We start from the raw sequence: 17087 nt of genomic DNA on the forward strand, positions 1-17087 counted from the left end.
GGATCGTCTCCCTTACGCGTGGCGATAGTGGAGCAGGGTCCACTCGTCGACAAAGACCTGGTCTTGCGGATGGACCACGAGCGTTGTCGCCGGGTGTTCGATGATGGCCGGTCCCGTCACCTCATGCCCCGGCTCCAACAGGTCCATTTCGTAGAGCCGCGCATTGTGCCAGCGGCCACCGATATAGGTCTCCCGCATGCCCTTGGCGGCGGCGGATGGATCGGAGCCGCCGAGCGGTCGCTTGACGAGGATCGGCTTGACCTTATCGGCGGTCGCGACCACGCCGAGTTCCATGATGGAGTAACCGACCGAGCCGTAGGCCGAAACGCGATGGTTGATCGTTGCATAGACTTCCTCGAACCTCGCCACGACCTGGCGCATATCGGCGGCGGTCGAAAGCTTCGTCAGTGGCGCGGTCACTTCGACATCTTCGAGCTGGCCGGTGTAGCGAGCCATCAGGAAAGCCTCCGTGCGGATCTTCTCGCGCGGATGGCCGTCTTCCATCATTTCCGCCACGGCGGCTTCCGTCAGGTCGTCCCAGACTTTCGTGACCTTGGCCGCGAAAGCCACCAGAGCGTCGTCACTCGCGCTCGATGGAATATCGAGCTGGGTGGAAACCGAATGGCGCCGCTTGTAATCGGCCGTGGTGCAGCCGAAGGCGGAAAAGGCGGCGGCGAATTGGAAGGTGATGATGTCGCGGAAACCGATGCCCCGGCTGCATCCGGCAAGATGCAAGGGCCCGGAACCGCCGTAGGAGAACAGCGTGAACTCCGACGGATGAATGCCCTGGCCCGAGATCACTCGGCGCAGCGCGCTATTGGCATCCGTCTCCAGCATCTCGATCATGCCTTCGGCGGCGTCTTCCAGGCTGACATCGAGCAGATCGGCGCAGGTCTCCTTGAAGATCCGCCGCGCCTTGGCGACGTCCAGCTTCACCTTGCCGCCAAGGAAATAATCCGGGTTCAGCCGTCCAAGGATCGCATCGCAATCGGCAATCGTCGGCGCCGTGCCGCCACGGTCGAAACAGATCGGACCGGGATCGGACCCCGCGCTTTCCGGGCCGAGGCTGATCTTGCGGGTCAGCGGATCCACTTTCAGGATCATGCCGGCGCCCGCGCCAATCGTGTCGAGATGCAGGGTCGGCACGTTGAGCTTGAACCGGTCCATGATCGGCTCGTTCTCGATCCGCGTCTGGCCGCGCGTGATCACGCCCATGTCGAAGCTGGTACCGCCCATATCGGAACAGATCAGCGAATCATTGCCGATCAGCTTGCCGACATAGGCCGCGCCCAGAATGCCGCCGATCGGGCCGGAGATCATGGTTTCGTGCAGCCGGGGATGGTTGATCGAGGTCAGGCCACCGAAGGACAGCAAGGTCTGCACCCCGTAGCGAAAACCATATTTCTTCGACACCGCCTCGATGCCGCGAAGCTGCTGCCGCCCGCGCGCGGTCGCGTAAGCCTCGATGAGAACGCTGTTGAGCCGCGACTGTTCGCGGATCACCGGCCGCACCTCATGGCTGGTATAGACGAGGATCTCGGCGCCGGCAGCGGCGATTTCCGCGCGCACGATCTCGGCGATGCGCTTCTCGTGCATCGGATTGACGTGGGAGAAGATCGTCATGATGCAGATGGAATCGACCTTGTCGGCAATCAGCTTGCGCGCCGCCGCCTCGGCCTCATGCTCGTAGAGCGGGATCACCACGTCGCCGAATTGGTCGATGCGTTCCGTCACGCCATGGGTGCGGCGGCGCGGCACCAGCGGGTCGGGATGGTGATGCGTCACCGCATGCAGCCGGTCGGCGTAGGAGTAATCCGCCCAGGCCTGTAAGCCACGGCCCATGAGGATCATGTCCTCAAGGCCCTTGGTGGTGATCAGGCCGAGACGCCGCCCGGTGCGGGACAGCAGCGTGTTGAGCATGCCGGTGCCGGAATAGAGCACGACACCGACACCGGTGAATAATTCCTCCAGCGAAATGCCCCAGGCATCGGCGGCATCCTCCGCCGAAGCGAGGAAGCCCTCGGCCTCGTTCTTGGGCGTGGTTGCCGCCTTGCCGATCTTGAAGTGGCCATCCGAATCAACCAGGATCGTATCCGTCATGGTGCCGCCAGCATCGATGCCAATCACGATGGGGTTCGTCGCTGCCATGAAGTGCCGCCTCCCTTGCCTGGAGCCGCGAAGACTAGGTCCCGGCGAAGCGCCGTGGCTATGTGCCTTTGGACACAACGAAGCCGCACCGCCTTGGCCGTGACGGCCGGGGACGCGCCATTCCTCCGGGCGCTGAGCCACGCCATCGCGGGCATTGGCGAGCCGAATCACCTCGACAGGCTGACCGATGCGATCGCCGCGGCGCTGCCGCATGATCTGGTCACGGTGACACGCTATTCGGCGACCGAGCCGCCGCGCTTCCTGTCCCACCGCAACTTCTCGGACGAATTGGCCCGGCAGTATCAGGAGGTCTATTTCGTCTACGATCCCTTCGGCGCCCATTGGCGAGAGAGCCGCAAAGCCGGCGTGGTGCCGTTGCAATCCTTCGCCAGCCGTGAGCTGAAACGTGGCCGGTACATCAAGGAATTCCTCGCCTCCTCGGTGATCTGTGACGAGGTCGGCGTGTTGCTGGAGGATGGCGGCGACTGGTGCCTCGGCATCTTCCTCGACCGCGCGAAGACGCCGTTTCGCGGGCAGGAGGTCGAGCGGCTCGGCAAGCTCTTCGGAGTCTTCGAGGCGCTGCATCTTGCCCACCGCAGACTGACGGAGCCGCCCTCCGCCCCACTGGCGACAGCGGTGACAGTCTCAGCCGAAACGCGAGATTCCGCACTCCCGCCAAGCCTTTGGCCGGAGCTAAGCGCGCGGGAGAGGGAGCTTGCGACGCTCATTCTCGCCGGCCATCCCTCCGCGACCATCGCGGAACGTCTCGGGATCACGCCCGGTACCGTCAAGAATCATCGGCGGCGGATCTATGCCAAGCTCGACATAACGACAGAGCGCGAATTGTTTCTTCAGTTCTTCCAGTACGGATCGAAACGATGAGACTTCGAGGATCACGGTATAACGCATGATCGTTTTTGAGCTCGTGCTGGGCCTCCTGCTCGCGGGCGTCTGCCTGGCCTTGCTGGCGCCCAGGATTGGCGTACCCTGGCCCGCGCTGCTGGCTCTGGCGGGCGTGGTGCTGGCGCTGATTCCGGGTGTGCCGGAGGTGACGTTGGACCCTCGGCTGGCCCTCGGCCTCTTCGTGGCACCTGTGCTGCTCGACGCCGCCTATGATGCGAGCCCGCGCGACCTTCGGCAGAACTGGGCGGCGGTCACCGGCCTAGTTCTGGTCGCTGTCGGTCTCACCGTGGCCGGGGTGGCGGCCACCGCGCATTGGCTGAATCCCGCGATGCCTTGGGCGGCGGCCATTGCGCTGGGCGCGATCGTTGCCCCGCCCGACGCCGCCGCCGCGACCTCGGTGCTGCGGCAGGTGCGGCTGCCGCACCGCATGCTGGTTATTCTGGAAGGCGAAAGCCTGCTGAACGACGCCTCCGCCCTGTTGATCTATCGCCTCGCCGTCGGTGCCGCGGCCGGTGGCGTGACGCTTTATACCGGCCCGATGATTGCCTTGTCGGCGGCGGGCGGTGTTTTGCTGGGTATGGTGCTCGCGCGCGGCTTCCTCGCGATCTCGTCCCGCATCGAGGAAGGGCCGGCCGCCGTGCTGCTGCAATTCCTCGGCACCTTCGGCGTCTGGCTCCTGGCGGACAGGCTGGCCCTATCGCCGGTTCTCACCGTGGTTGCCTTTGCTGTCACCCTTGCGCGCGTGGCTCCGGGCCGCATGAGCGCACGGCACCGGCGCGCGAGCTACGCGGTGTGGGAGGTGGTCGTTTTTGTGCTGAACGTGCTCGCCTTTATCCTCGTGGGCTTGCAGCTTCGCGGCATCCTCACCCGGCTGCACGGACTTCCGGGCCGCTATGCCACCTTCGGCCTCGCCGTGCTGGCCGCCTGCATCCTCATCCGGTTCGCCTGGGTGATGACCCACAACACCGCCTTGCGCTGGACGCGGCGGCGAGCCCTGGCACGGGGCGCCGAAGCTTTGACGCCACCCACCATCCAGGGGGGCCTGGTGATCTCCTGGTGCGGGATGCGCGGCATCGTCACCCTCGCCGCGGCGCTCGCCCTGCCCGAGCAGTTCCCCGAGCGCGACCTGATCGTGTTCACCGCCTTCTGCGTGGTGTTGGGGACGCTGGTTTTGCAGGGGATCACGCTTCGCCCGTTCCTGGCCCGGCTGACGCTGCAGCAGGATGACAGCGTAGCGGATGAGGTGGGCATGGCTCGCGCCGAGGCAGCGCGCGCCGCGCTTGAGGCTTTGGGCGACGATCGGGCGAGTGACATCGGCCGCTTCGTCGCCAAGGAATATGAGGCGCGGCTTAGGTCAGACGCTCAAGCGGAAACCAAGCTGGCAGCCGTCGCCGCGCTGCGCCGGCGTGCCCTGGGGGCGGAGCGTCAGCGTCTGGCAGCATTGTTGCGGGAGGGCCGGATCGGCGACGACGCCTTCCACCTCGTTGAAGAGGAACTGGACTGGGCGGAGGCCAACGAGCGAGAACACTGACTGGCCTCCTTCGCCGGTCTCGTTATGTCGGAGGCACGAGGCCGTTCAGGCCGACCGAGACGTTGAGCGCGTGAATAGAGCCGTCCGTGTCCTTGGCCCCCGACGCGCTGACATGGGCGCCGACGGTCAGCAAAGCGCGATCCCCCGGCACGATGCTGACGATCGGAACATCGGGCGGCACAACGATGATCTTCTGGCCGCCATGATACGTCACCGTCATTGTGTCGCCATTCGCGACGACCAGCTTACCCACGGTGCCGTTCGTCATCGAACTGCCTTTGCCCTGATCCCAGGGGCGATGGCCCTCGCCCATGCCGCGCAGGCTCGGCGGAAAGACGTGAACTTCGAGCGCCTTGAGCTTGCCGTCCGGCAATGGGATCGCGGCGCTGCCGATGAAGCTGCCTGGCTTGATATCGCTCAGCTTTGCGATGGTCATGCCGGCGATCCGGGTCTTGTCGGTCAAAACATACACGACCTTCGCACCTGACCGGCTTGTAACGTCAAGTTCATTTCCGCTGACGCTAGTAATGACGCCCCGCGTCCGAAGCGGATGGGCAGGCTGCGCCAAGGCCACGCCAGATACGAGGCAAGCGCCAATTGCGGCTGCCAAGAACGACATCTTTGCCATTGTTATTCCTCGATCTGAGAAAGCTGTCATGCTGCGGGAAGTCTGGGGGTTTCAATTTGCAGACATAGCTCAGCAGGCCACCCGCGTTTGTGAAGAAGTGTTTCCTGTTGGACGAAGGCGTTCCCGCGATGGAAGGTCTATGGCATCTAGGATCATGGAGTCACGGAACACCGAAGAGGAGCTCCCAGCCGCGGGAGCATCGGGAGGCAGACGGCGCCTAAGAATTTGGTTGTTTGCGACTCTTGGCGTCGCTGCCGCGGCGATCTTGGTCGGCATGCAATTTCGGTCTCCGGCGGAGAGCGAAACAACGCATGCCCCAGCCGCTGTTCCTGTCACGATCATCAAGGTGGGACGTTCCGATGTGCCGGTCTTCGCGAACGGCATCGGCACTGTGCAGCCCTACCGAACTGTCGTTGTCAAAGCGCGGGTCACGGGCACGATTGACAAGATCGCCTTCACGGAAGGCCAGGAAGTAAAGCCCAACGATCTTCTCGCCACGATCGACCCCCGGCCCTATGCCGCCGCTTTCGCCCAGGCGCAGGCCAAGCAGGCGGCCGATCAGGCTTTGGCGACGAATGACGAGGTGAATCTCAAGCGTGATTCGAGCCTCGCCGCGAACAGCTATGCCAGCAAGCAGCAAGTCGACAACGACATGGCGACGATGCGGGAGCTTCAGGCCAATGTCGCGGCGGACAAGGCGGCGGTGGATACGGCCGCGTTAAACCTCAGTTTTTGCAATATCACCTCGCCGATTGCCGGGGTGGTGGGATTCCAGCAAGTCAATGCCGGCAACCTGGTTCAGGCCGGGGATAGCCAAGGCATTGTCACCATCAATCAGGTTCACCCGATCTCCGTCGTCTTCACCCTGCCCGAGGACACGCTGCCCGCCGTGCAAGCCGCGATGGCGCATGGCAAGGCGCGAGTGCTCGCCTTCGCGGACGATAATGTGACGCAGATCAGCGCTGGCACTTTGCTGACGCCCAGCAACACGATCAACATCAGCACCGGCACGATCGCCCTGAAGGCGATTTTCCCCAATCTCGACAACAGATTGTGGCCGGGCCAATTCGTGAATGCCCATCTGGAGCTTTCGGTTCAGTCCAATGCCGTGACGGTGCCGATAGAGGCCATCCAGCACGGGCCGAACGGGCTCTATGTCTATGTCGTGAAATCCGATGACAAGGTGGCTAACCAGCCGATCACGGTCGGCTACCAGAACGACAAGATCGCCGTGGTGGCGACCGGCCTCAATGGCGATGAGAAGGTCGTTCTCAACGGTCAATCCCGCCTTCAGAACGGCACGATGGTCGCGGCCAAATCAAGCTAGCCTGGCTACCCATCCAAGGGAATGACGGCACAGAATGAGCATCTCTTCGCCCTTCATCCGGCGGCCGATCGCCACGTCCCTGATGGTCGCGGCGATTGTGCTTGGTGGCCTCGCAGCCTTTCCGCTTCTGCCGATCGCGCCCCTGCCCCAGGTCGACTTTCCGACCATCACGGTGACCGCGAAATATCCGGGTGCCAGTCCGGATACGATGGCGTCCAGCGTCGCCGAGCCGCTCGAATCGCAGTTCTCGCAGATCGCGGGCATGACGGAAATGACCTCGAGCAACGTGCAGGGCACCAGCACGATCACCCTGCAGTTCGATCTCAACCGCAATATTGATGCGGCCTCAACGGATGTGCTCGAGGCGATCAACGCGGCGCAGGGCCAGCTCCCGAAGAACCTGCCGAGCTCGCCGACGATCCGCAAGATCAATCCGGCCGACGCACCCATCATGATCCTGTCGGTGCATTCGGATGAGATGCCGCTGACCGAGGTGGATGACGAGGCCGAGAACCTGCTCGCGCAGAGGTTGTCGCAGATCGCCGGCGTATCGCAGGTTGTGGTGGGCGGTCAGCAGAAACCCGCGATCCGGGTGCAGATCGATCCGGCCAAGCTCGCGTATATGGGCCTTACGCTAGAGGATGTGCGCACCGTCCTGAATGAGGCGACGGTCAATTCGCCGAAAGGCAGCATCGACGGACCAACCCAATCCTACACCGTCCTCGACGACGACCAGCTCACCACGCCTTCGCCTTACGACAATATCGTTGTCGCCTATAAGAACGGCGCGCCTGTTCGCATTCGGGATATCGGCACGGCGGTGCGCGGCGCGCAGAACCGTGAGCTTCGGGGCTGGCAAAGCAGCCAAGGCAGCGAGGTCAAGCGCGGCGTGCTGCTGCTGATCTTCAAGCAGCCGGGCGCCAATGTCATCGCGACCGTCGATCGCGTGAAGGCGGCGCTGCCGCCGCTGGAAGCCAGCATTCCTCCGGCGATCCATGTCAGCACCATCGTCGATCGCACACAAACGATCCGCGCCTCGGTTCGCGATGTCGAGTTCACGCTGCTGCTCTCCGTGGCGCTGGTCGTGATGGTGATCCTGCTATTCCTGCGTAACCTGTGGGGAACCATCATCCCGAGCATCACGGTGCCGGTGGCGCTGATCGGCACCTTCGGGGCGATGTATCTGTTCAACTTCAGCCTCGACAATCTGTCGCTGATGGCGCTGACGATTTCCGTCGGCTTCGTCGTTGATGACGCCATCGTCATGCTGGAGAATATCTACCGGCATATCGAAGAGGGCATGAGTCCGAAGGAGGCGGCGCTTCAGGGCGCGGGCGAGATCGGATTCACCATCGTCTCGATCAGTCTCTCGCTGATCGCCGTGTTCATTCCGCTGCTGCTGATGGGCGGCATCGTCGGCCGGTTGTTCCGCGAATTCGCGATGACGGTGGCGGTCGCCGTGGTGATGTCGGCTTTCGTGTCGCTGACGCTGACGCCGATGATGTGCTCGCGCCTGCTCAGCCGCCACCACGGCGCGCATGGCCGAATATTCCGCTTCATCGAGGCGGGGTTCGTGGGATTGATCGACGGCTACCGCCGCACGCTCGATATCGCGCTGCGCTTCCGGTTCTTCACCCTGCTGACGTTTCTGGCGACCGTCGGATTCACGGTCTTCCTGTATGTGATCATCCCGAAGGGTTTCTTCCCCACCCAGGATATCGGGATGATCATCGGAACCTCGGTGGCGGCGCAGGACGCGTCCTTCGACCAGATGGTCGAGGTGCAGTCGAAGCTCAACGAACTCGTCAAGGATGATCCGGCAGTCGCCGGCTTCGCTTCGCAGGTCGGAGCGGGCACGGCGGGCGCGCAGGGCAACCAAGGGCGCTTCTACATCAACCTCAAGCCCTGGAGCCAACGACCCGGCGACCCCGTGATGAAGGTCATCGCCCGGCTGGCCGAGAAGGCCCGCGCGATGCAGGGCGTCAATCTGTATCTACGGCCCGGTCAGGACATCAATGTCGGCGGACGGCTGGCGCTGACACTTTACCAGTACACCCTGCAGGATCCGGATTCCGACCAGCTCAACTATTGGGCGCCGAGGATCCTCGCGAAGGTGAAGACCCTGCCGATGCTCCGGGATGTCGCGACCGACCAGCAGATTGCGGGCACGACGACCACGCTGAAGATCAAGCGTGACGTTGCCGAGACCTATGGCATCCGCCCGCAACAGATCGACGACACGCTGTACGACGCTTTCGGCCAGCGCGAGGTCACGCAGTATTTCACGCAGCTAAGCTCTTACTACGTGATTCTCGAAGTGCCTCCGAGGCTGGAAGGGAAGCTCAGCACGCTCGATGAGCTTTATGTGAAGGGCAGCAGCGGTCAGGTGATCCCGCTGTCGCAGCTTGTCGAAATCGACAGCGCTCCGGTGGCGCCGCTCGCCGTCAATCATCAGAGCCAGTTCCCGGCGGTCACCATCTCCTTCAATCTCGCGGCTGGCGCCTCGCTCGGCGAGGCAGTCGATGCGATCAACAAGATGCGCGGGCAGCTCGGCGCGCCGCTGGCGCTGCAAGGCTCGTTCCAGGGCACGGCGCAGGCTTTTCAGTCGTCACTCAGCAGCGAGCCCTATCTGGTCGCCGCCGCTCTCATCTCCGTCTACATCATCCTGGGGATGCTGTACGAGAGCTACATCCTGCCGCTGACGATCCTTTCGACCTTGCCCTCAGCGGGGGTCGGCGCGCTGCTCATGCTGATGCTGGCGAAGACGGATCTGTCGGTCATCGCGATGATCGGCATCATCCTGCTGATCGGCATCGTGAAGAAAAACGGAATCATGATGGTCGATTTCGCCATCACGGCGGAGCGGCGAGATGGGCTGCCACCGCTCACCGCCATCCGCCAAGCCTGCCTGCTGCGGTTCCGGCCGATCCTTATGACGACGATGGCGGCCATGCTGAGCGGCCTGCCGCTCATGCTGGAATCCGGCGCGGGCTCCGAGCTGCGCAAACCGCTGGGCTATGCGATGGTCGGCGGGTTGCTGCTGAGCCAAGTCCTCACGCTCTACACGACGCCGGTCATCTACCTTTATCTGAATCGGCTGGAGCGCTGGCTGACGCCGCGCCGGCGAGCGCGCCTGCCGGCCTTGGCAACCAAGATGGGCGTTTTGGCGGCGGATTAGGGCGCCGCCAAGCCCGCTCGCATAGCTGCGCAGCAACGATTACCCCTTCTCGTTTGGGCGTGTCTTCGACACTTCGGGTGCAACGCACCATTTGTAGACGCGCGACACTGAAAGGGCTCCGACATGCCGAACTATCCCAACACCCAGCTTTTCATCGACGGCCAATGGGGTCCGGCCGCAGCGGGCGGCGTGCTGCCCGTGCTCAACCCGGCGACCGGCGAACAGATCGGCACCCTCGCTCGCGCCGAGAAGGCGGACCTCGACCTAGCGCTCGCGGCGGCGGATCGCGGCTTCAAGGTGTGGCGTAATACCTCGGCCTATGAGCGCGCCAAGATCATGCGCACGGCCGCCAATCTGCTGCGGGAGCGCGCGGAGGGCATCGCCCACCTCATGACGATGGAGCAGGGCAAGCCCCTTGCTGAATCGCGTATGGAGACGCTGGCTGGCGCCGATATCATCGATTGGTTCGCGGGCGAGGCCCAGCGGGCCTATGGCCGGGTCATCCCCTCGCGCGCGCCGCATGTTTTCCAGACCGTGGTGCGCGAGCCGGTGGGTCCTGTCGCGGCCTTCGCGCCGTGGAATTTCCCGATCAACCAGGTCGTCCGCAAGGTTTCGGCGGCGCTCGCGGCGGGTTGCTCGATCATCGCCAAAGGCCCCGAGGAAACGCCGGCTTCTCCGGCCGAGCTGGTGCGGGTCTTTGCCGATGCAGGGGTGCCGGCGGGCGTGATCAACCTCGTCTATGGTGATCCGGGGACGATTTCCTCCTACCTCATCCCGCACCCCGTCATCCGCAAGATCACCTTCACGGGGTCCACCGCGATCGGCAAGAAGCTGGCGGGGCTGGCGGGCGAGCATATGAAGCGCGCGACGATGGAGCTTGGCGGCCACGGCCCGGCCATCGTCTTCGACGACGCCGATATCGAGCTGGCGACGCGGCTGCTGGCCGCCGGCAAGTTCCGCAATGCGGGCCAAGTCTGTGTCTCGCCGACGCGCTTTCTGGTGCAGGAAGGCGTCTACGACCAGTTCGTCGAGGGCTTCGCCGCCGCCGCCCGCGCCATCAAGGTCGGTGACGGTCTGGCGGAGGGAACGGTGATGGGGCCGCTCGCCAATGCCCGCCGGGTGCAGGCGATGGAGGGTTTCGTGCAGGACGCCGTTCAGCAGGGCGCCAAGCTAGTGACGGGCGGCGAGCGGATCGGCAATGCAGGCAACTTCTTCCAGCCGACCGTGCTCAGCCGGGTGCCGACCACCGCGCGCGCCATGAACGAGGAGCCGTTTGGTCCGCTCGCGCTGATGGTGCCCTTCGCCAAGTTGGACGATGCCATCACTGAGGCGAATCGGCTGCCCTATGGGCTGGCCGCCTATGCCTATACGCGCTCGTCCGCGACCTCCCAGGCGCTGTCCACCTCGGTCGAGAGCGGCATGATCTCGATCAACCATGCGGGCCTCGCCTTGGTGGAGACGCCCTTCGGCGGGGTGAAGGAGTCGGGATATGGGTCCGAGGGCGGCTCGGAGGCGATCGACAGCTATCTGGTCACCAAGTTCATCACCCACGCCTGAGACGGGTTCGAACAGCAGCGCGCCCTTATGCGGCGCGTTGCTGTCCGGCGGTGACTTGCGGCCAGACTTCCGACAATAGCTTGAAGGATCGCAGCCTCGCGCTGTGGTCGAAGATATTGGCGGTGGCGATCACCTCATCGACCTTTGTGCGCGCGACAAAATCCTCCAGACCCTGACGCACCGTCTCAGGCGCGCCGATCACCGCGTAGCGGAAAGTGCTGGAGAGGGCGGCACGCGCGAATTGCAGCTCCTCCGCCTCTGGGTCGATCGGCGGCGGTAGCTGCCTCGGCCTGCCCGTGCGCAGCGCGATGAAAGCCTGTTCGAGGGAAGTGAAGAGGCGCCGCGCCTCGGCATCCGTGTCCGCCGCGAAGACGTTGATGCAGGCGGCGGCATAAGGCTGCGCGAGGTCCTCGGAAGGCCGGAATCCACTGCGGTAGATTTCGAGCGCCTGCAACAAGTAGTCGGGCGCGAAATGCGACGCGAAGGCGAAGGGCAACCCGAGGGCGGCCGCCAGCTGCGCGCCGAACAGGCTCGAGCCCAGGATCCAGATCGGCACATTCAGGCCTCGCCCGGGAATGGCGCTGACGGCCTGGCCCGGCTCGCCCGGTCCGAAAAAATGCAGCAGCTCCACCACATCGCGCGGAAAGGAATCGGCGGCGGCGTGGAGATCGCGCCGCATCGCGCGAGCAGTGACCTGATCGGTTCCAGGCGCCCGGCCGAGGCCAAGGTCTATGCGGCCCGGATGCAGCGCCGCGAGGGTGCCGAACTGCTCGGCAATCAGCAGGGGCGCGTGGTTCGGCAGCATTATACCGCCGGAACCGACGCGAATGGTGGTGGTGCCCGCAGCGACATGGGCGAGCGCCACCGCTGTCGCGGCGCTCGCGATGCCGGGCATGTTGTGATGCTCCGCCAGCCAGAAGCGGCGGAAGCCGAGCGCCTCCACGTGCCGCGCCAAATCGAGCGCATGACCCAGCGCGTGACCCGCATCGGAGCCCTCAGCGATCGGCGCCAGATCCAGCACGGACAGTGGCAAGCCGGATGCGGATAGCAGCGGTGACATGGGCAAAATCTCCAGGCGTGGCACTGAGACAGAAATCGGCACGCGATGATCAATCGACAACTGTAGAACGATTGCCGCAGGCCTGTGATGCTCCCGGCTCGGCATGGCTGCACACCAAGGCGGGACGGCGGCCGGTCCCATGGGATAGGTTGCCGGAGCCCTGAGAAGACACTAGCCGGGACATCATGCGCGCTCCCCTCGCCCCGATTGCTCCCGTCCTGCTTGGCGTGCTGATCGCCGAGGTCGCGCTCGGCATGCTCACGACTCTCATCCCGCTTTCGCTGTCCAGCCGCGGCGTCGCGGCAGGCACCATCGGTTTCGTGGGTTCGGGTTACTTTCTGGGTTTCCTCATCGGCACCCTCACCTGTGCGAGACTGGTGCGCGCGGTGGGCCATATTCGCGCCTTCACCGTTTTCGCCGCTTTGGGCGCGGACTGCGCGCTGCTGATGACGACAACCCACTCGCCCTGGGTCTGGACTGGCTTACGCCTCGTCATGGGATGGCAGATGAGCGGGCTGTTCCTGGTGGCGGAAAGCTGGCTGAACGACAAAGCCGACAGCGAGACGCGCGGCCGCACCTTCGGAGCCTATCTGCTGATTTCCTGGGGCGGCGCTGCTGCCGGCCCACTCGCCTTCGGGTTGCTGCGGAGCACCGATACGGCGCTGATCATGGTCGGCGTTGCCTTCGCAAGCGCATTGCTGCCGATGGCGCTAAGTCCAGTTTCAAACCCGCCGCTAGGCGATCGGCGCCGGCTGAGCCTCGCGCGTCTGTACAGTATCTCGCCGATGGGCATGACCTGCGTCATCGCCTCCGGCTTTTTCAACAGCTCGTTCTATACGCTGGTGCCGGTCTATCTCGAGCGGCACGGATACGGGTTGGAGCATGTGCCGATCTTTCTCTCGTCGGCATTGGTGGCGGCGCTGCTCGTGCAATATCCGGTCGGCATGGCCGCGGACCGTTTCGGGCGCCGGCCGATGACCGTGGCGTCGCTTGGCCTCGCGGTGATCATTTCGATCTCTCTCGCGGTCTGCGGCGCGGCACCGTTTTGGGTGCTGATCGTGCTCGGCTGCCTGCTCTCGGGTGTGACCGCGCCGCTGTATGGGCTTGGCGCGGGACAGACCAATGACCGGGTTTCGCGCGGTGACTATGTGGCGGCGAGCGGGGGCCTGTTGTTCGCCTGGGCGCTCGGCTCGACGGTCGGGCCTTTGGCGGCGGGCGCTGTCATGGCACGCGCCGGAGCCAATTCGCTCTTCGCGGTTCTCGCCGTGGCGCTGTTGCTGCTCTCCGGCTTCACGCTGCTGCGCATTCGCCAGAGTGCGAGCGTGCCGAATGAAAGCGCATTCGTTGTGGCCCGCAGGGCGCCAGCCCTGATGGCCGAACTCAATCCCGAGGCTCCGCCAGAGACGGAGACGGAGCCAGAGCCCGTGGCTGGGCCGCCGCCGTCCCGGCCGCGGCGGACCAAATTCGGCTGATGCGTGTTCCCGCGCGCGAGTTTATGCGCGCCGCAAGTGCGGATGTCAGGCCGCGTCGCTGTCCAGCACGGAGAGATCCACCGGTTGCAGTGAAAACCACACCGGGTCTGCGCTGCGAGCGGAGGCCCGCAGGATCGGCTTGATGGCGGAGAGAAGATCATCCAGCGAGCGGAAGGGTGCCAGGCTTTCCTCACCATCCGCTGTGCGCATGACGAGCCCGACGCCTGGTTTTGCCAGCTTCGCGCCGACCTTCGTGGGCGCTGGACCAGATGTGCGGGCGGGAGGTCGCGCCGCCTTGGGTGCCGGTAGCGAAGCGGACGAAACCGGCTCCACGGCGCGAACCTCGGTTTGTCCAGTCTCCTGAGCGAGGACCGCACTCAGGGTTGTCCGCTCGAAGCTGAGAACGTTCCCGTTTTCCTCGCTCGGCGGAGCGGTTTCCACGCTCTCTGGCCGATCCGGCTTGGCAGGCTCAATTGCCGGCTCAAGTTCGGCGACTTGGTGTTCTTCCTCGCTGGCGGAAACCACGGCCGTCACTGTCGGCGGAGCCTGGTCGAGAGCTAGCGGCTGCTGCGCAGCGCCCTGCCCCGACGCTTCGCCCATCGAACGGCGCAGCTTTCCAAGCAGGACATAGATATTGGCAGGCGTGCAGCCGAACTCGGCCGCGACTTCCGAGACCTTGCGATTTTCGACGTCGACCATTCGCAAGATCGCCGGATGGTCTTCTTTGCTAATGCGCGCCATTCGTCGCCCTTCCTTCTCCATCGCCAACCGCCCGACTCGGCGTGAACGAAACAAGAACGTAGCGGTGCCTGTTCGATTCGTAAAGGCCCATGGTGGCGTGGTTGAGCGAGTAGATTGGCGGAAAAAGCGACCGGTCTGGGTTTCGGAGTGGGGTGTCTCTGTGGTTTGAACCATGCTCACTCCACCACGTCATGCTCGGCGAAGGTCGGGCATCCACGCCTTTGCTTTGCGTGGACGAAGGCAGACGTGGATGGCACGCCTTCGCGTGCCATGACGGGGCTTTGGGTCGCGTTTCAGTCTTAAATCGTCTCCGCGTTAACTGCCGCCCGCCACGTACGAGCGCAAGTTCTCCACCTCGTAGGCCTGCTCGGTGAGCAGCGCTTTAACTACGTCACCAATGCTGATGATGGCGGTCATCCGCCCTTGCTCCATCACGGGCAGATGGCGAAACCGTCCGGCTGTCATCGCAGCCATCGCCTGTTCCACCGTCGCGTCCGGCGTGGTGGTCTGGACACTTCGGGTCATGGTGTCCCCCACTTTCAGAGTGAGCGCGCCCGCGCCGTGCTGAGCGAGGGCACGGATGATGTCCCGCTCGCTGATGATCCCGTCGAGGCCGCCGCCACCCGATACGGGAGCGGCACCGATACGGTGCGTGGCGAGGAGCGCCACGACCTCGGAGAGCGGAGCGCTGGGGCTCACGGTGATAATCTCGCCCTGCTTGTGTCGAAGAATGGCTGCGATGATCACGTCACGGATCCTTCCATTTGCGAGAGCTTCTAGAGGCCTCGTTTTCCCATACCTGAGCGCGACAAGGCTGCGGCCGGCGGGCTGAACCTAAGCTTAGCCGATTGGGCGCGGCAAAACGCAACATTCCACAAAACCAAAGCGTGCCTCGGGACCATCCCCGGGCGAACCGCCTCACAACCCAAGCTTCTGGAGGCGCGCGTAGGACTTCCGGAGATGAGATCGCGCGGCAAGGCGCGCGGCGGAGGCGTCTCCCCGCGCGATGGCGGTCACGATCGACTCGTGTTCGCCGTGGAGCCGGCGCATGTACAACTCGCGCTCCCGGTCGCTCATCTCGTCGAGGCGAAGGCGCCGCTGGGGGATGATCGCGCTGCCGACCACGTCGAAGACCCGGCTGAAATAGGGGTTGTCGGCGGCGAGCAGCATGGTGCGGTGAAAGGTGAAATCCTCCTCGGCACCCGAACGGCTGGCAAGGATCGCATCGGAGATCGCGGCCAATGCCGCTCGCAGCCGCGACAGATCCTCCTCGGTCCGCCGGACCGCGGCGAGCGAGGCTGCTTCCGCCTCTATGCCAAGCCGCAGTTCATAGATTCGAAGGGCGTCTGCCAGGCCCGCCTTCGAGTCGATCGAGAAGGAACGTGGCGTCGCACTTTCGGCGACGAAGGCGCCAAGGCCCTGGCGAGTCGTGATGAGACCTCGTGCCCTGAGCGAAGCCAGTGCTTCCCGGACGACCGTGCGGCTGACGCCGGTCGCCGTCACAATCGCCTGTTCGGTCGGCAGACGCTGACCCGGCGCCAGCTCCCCCGATTCTATCTGGCTTACCAGAGTGTCGATAAGGCCAGCCGTCAGGTTTGGCGCCTGCTCGATGCGGTCGAATACCGCCGGCCTCCTACCGCCCATTCTCCCCCCGTCCTCTGATCCTCATGGACGTAGATAGCGCGGCAAGCAGGGTGGCGTTCAAGATTCCGCCCGGGCCTGCCGGTTCGTGCCCGTGGCTCGGCGGGGCCTAGGCTTCGGCTGCCCGCTTTCCACGAGCGGCCGGCTCCGCGCCTCGCCGGACCGCCCGACTGGCTTGTCACCGAGCTCAGAGCTGGGCTCCGCCGTGATGCGGGTTCGGGCGGCGGCCAGATGCCGGCGCATGGCCTGTTCGGCTGACGCCTCGTCCCGCGCTTCAATGGCGGCGAGGATCTCATGATGCTCGCGCTCCGTCATCGCAGCCATCTCGTCGGAACGATGCTGGTTGCCAGCCGCGATGATGCTCTCGCGGACACGCTCGGCGACGAAAGTCACGATCTGGATGACATAGGTATTGTGGGTCGCCCGCGCGATTGCCTGGTGAAACTCCAGGTCGCCCTTTAGCCAGCCGACGCTGCCGAACAATGATGAGGACATGATGCCGAGGGCGGCGCGCATCGCCTCCAGATCGGTGGCAGTGTACGACTTGGCTGCGAGCCCAGCGGCTTGCACCTCCAATATGCCGCGAAACTGGAACAGCGAGTCGAAAGCGTCGCCGGGCTGCTGCGCGTCATGTTCAATCTTCAGCACGCTGGATTGCGAGGCCTCCGACACGAAGGCGCCGCGGCCTTGCTGGGACCAGATGCGGCCCTCATAGCGCAAACGCGCGATGGCTTCCCGCACCACGTTGCGGCTGACGCCAAAAGTCGTGGCCAAAGCTTGTTCGGTGGGAAGCTGGTCGCCGGGGCGCAGGCGTCCTTGGGCGATTTCGCGTGTGATCGAACTCGCCACCAACGTCGGCAGATGCGGACCGCGACTGACTTTGCGGAGCTTCAGAGGCATT

Annotated in this window: 13 protein-coding genes; 6 read left to right on the forward strand and 7 right to left on the reverse strand. The window is 64.5% G+C overall.

The annotated features are described in order from the left end of the window. Positions 1-12 precede the first annotated feature (12 nt). Positions 13-2148, reverse strand: a complete 2136-nt coding sequence (locus GSQ92_RS08330; RefSeq protein ID WP_158802810.1) for a hydantoinase/oxoprolinase family protein — start codon at positions 2146-2148, stop codon at positions 13-15. Positions 2149-2247: 99 nt separating this feature from the next. Here GSQ92_RS08330 and GSQ92_RS08335 point away from each other — a divergent pair, with 99 nt between their 5' ends. Further along, entirely contained in the window at positions 2248-3030 is a 783-nt protein-coding gene (locus GSQ92_RS08335; RefSeq protein WP_254065635.1) for a helix-turn-helix transcriptional regulator, read from the forward strand. 25 nt (positions 3031-3055) lie between these two features. Continuing rightward, on the forward strand, positions 3056-4582 hold the full coding sequence (locus tag GSQ92_RS08340) for a sodium:proton antiporter (RefSeq protein WP_158802811.1): 1527 nt from the start codon (positions 3056-3058) through the stop codon (positions 4580-4582). A 22-nt stretch (positions 4583-4604) separates the two neighbouring features. On the opposite strand, the gene GSQ92_RS08345 is transcribed toward GSQ92_RS08340, so the two are convergent. Beyond that, entirely contained in the window at positions 4605-5210 is a 606-nt protein-coding gene (locus GSQ92_RS08345) for a DUF5666 domain-containing protein (protein WP_158802812.1), read from the reverse strand. A 229-nt stretch (positions 5211-5439) separates the two neighbouring features. On the opposite strand from GSQ92_RS08345, the gene GSQ92_RS08350 reads away from it, so the two are divergent. The 3 genes from GSQ92_RS08350 (at position 5440) to GSQ92_RS08360 (ending at position 11272) form a co-directional block, all read left to right on the forward strand. After that, positions 5440-6537: an efflux RND transporter periplasmic adaptor subunit gene (locus tag GSQ92_RS08350; RefSeq protein ID WP_159013353.1), complete on the forward strand. Its 1098-nt coding sequence runs from the start codon at positions 5440-5442 to the stop codon at positions 6535-6537. Between the two features lie 34 nt (positions 6538-6571). Beyond that, complete coding sequence (locus GSQ92_RS08355) at positions 6572-9715, forward strand: efflux RND transporter permease subunit (RefSeq protein WP_158802814.1); 3144 nt, start codon at positions 6572-6574, stop codon at positions 9713-9715. A gap of 123 nt (positions 9716-9838) precedes the next feature. After that, positions 9839-11272, forward strand: coding sequence for an NAD-dependent succinate-semialdehyde dehydrogenase (locus GSQ92_RS08360; RefSeq protein WP_158802815.1), 1434 nt, complete (start codon positions 9839-9841; stop codon positions 11270-11272). Between the two features lie 25 nt (positions 11273-11297). On the opposite strand, the gene GSQ92_RS08365 is transcribed toward GSQ92_RS08360, so the two are convergent. Continuing rightward, positions 11298-12332 carry an LLM class flavin-dependent oxidoreductase gene (locus GSQ92_RS08365; RefSeq protein ID WP_158802816.1) on the reverse strand — a complete coding sequence of 345 codons (1035 nt, stop codon included), beginning with the start codon at positions 12330-12332 and terminating at the stop codon, positions 11298-11300. Positions 12333-12517: 185 nt separating this feature from the next. Between GSQ92_RS08365 and GSQ92_RS08370 the strand changes: the two genes are divergently transcribed. Beyond that, positions 12518-13804, forward strand: coding sequence for an MFS transporter (locus GSQ92_RS08370; protein ID WP_158802817.1), 1287 nt, complete (start codon positions 12518-12520; stop codon positions 13802-13804). Between the two features lie 45 nt (positions 13805-13849). Here the strand turns inward: GSQ92_RS08370 and GSQ92_RS08375 are convergent, their stop codons facing one another. The 4 genes from GSQ92_RS08375 to GSQ92_RS08390 all read right to left on the reverse strand — a co-directional run bounded on the left by GSQ92_RS08375 (position 13850) and on the right by GSQ92_RS08390 (position 17086). Continuing rightward, the gene (locus GSQ92_RS08375; RefSeq protein WP_158802818.1) at positions 13850-14545 is read right to left on the reverse strand and encodes a hypothetical protein; all 696 of its coding nucleotides are present in this window, start codon (positions 14543-14545) and stop codon (positions 13850-13852) included. Positions 14546-14860: 315 nt separating this feature from the next. Continuing rightward, positions 14861-15292, reverse strand: coding sequence for a CBS domain-containing protein (locus GSQ92_RS08380; RefSeq protein WP_158802819.1), 432 nt, complete (start codon positions 15290-15292; stop codon positions 14861-14863). Positions 15293-15463: 171 nt separating this feature from the next. After that, complete coding sequence (locus GSQ92_RS08385) at positions 15464-16189, reverse strand: FadR/GntR family transcriptional regulator (protein ID WP_158802820.1); 726 nt, start codon at positions 16187-16189, stop codon at positions 15464-15466. Positions 16190-16246: 57 nt separating this feature from the next. Next, entirely contained in the window at positions 16247-17086 is an 840-nt protein-coding gene (locus tag GSQ92_RS08390) for a FadR/GntR family transcriptional regulator (RefSeq protein WP_158802821.1), read from the reverse strand. Position 17087: the final 1 nt, after the last annotated feature.

The sequence above is a fragment of the Acidisoma sp. S159 genome (genome assembly GCF_009766125.1).
Taxonomy (GTDB): Bacteria; Pseudomonadota; Alphaproteobacteria; order Acetobacterales; family Acetobacteraceae; genus Acidisoma.

Excerpts from the sequence above, each read along its gene's own strand:
- GSQ92_RS08330 (WP_158802810.1), bottom strand. The coding sequence starts at position 2,148 with ATGGCAGCGACGAACCCCATCGTGATTGGCATCGATGCTGGCGGCACC.
- GSQ92_RS08360 (WP_158802815.1), top strand. The coding sequence starts at position 9,839 with ATGCCGAACTATCCCAACACCCAGCTTTTCATCGACGGCCAATGGGGT.
- GSQ92_RS08370 (WP_158802817.1), top strand. The coding sequence starts at position 12,518 with ATGCGCGCTCCCCTCGCCCCGATTGCTCCCGTCCTGCTTGGCGTGCTG.
- GSQ92_RS08365 (WP_158802816.1), bottom strand. The coding sequence starts at position 12,332 with ATGTCACCGCTGCTATCCGCATCCGGCTTGCCACTGTCCGTGCTGGAT.
- GSQ92_RS08385 (WP_158802820.1), bottom strand. The coding sequence starts at position 16,189 with ATGGGCGGTAGGAGGCCGGCGGTATTCGACCGCATCGAGCAGGCGCCA.
- GSQ92_RS08340 (WP_158802811.1), top strand. The coding sequence starts at position 3,056 with ATGATCGTTTTTGAGCTCGTGCTGGGCCTCCTGCTCGCGGGCGTCTGC.
- GSQ92_RS08345 (WP_158802812.1), bottom strand. The coding sequence starts at position 5,210 with ATGGCAAAGATGTCGTTCTTGGCAGCCGCAATTGGCGCTTGCCTCGTA.
- GSQ92_RS08390 (WP_158802821.1), bottom strand. The coding sequence starts at position 17,086 with ATGCCTCTGAAGCTCCGCAAAGTCAGTCGCGGTCCGCATCTGCCGACG.
- GSQ92_RS08355 (WP_158802814.1), top strand. The coding sequence starts at position 6,572 with ATGAGCATCTCTTCGCCCTTCATCCGGCGGCCGATCGCCACGTCCCTG.
- GSQ92_RS08375 (WP_158802818.1), bottom strand. The coding sequence starts at position 14,545 with ATGGCGCGCATTAGCAAAGAAGACCATCCGGCGATCTTGCGAATGGTC.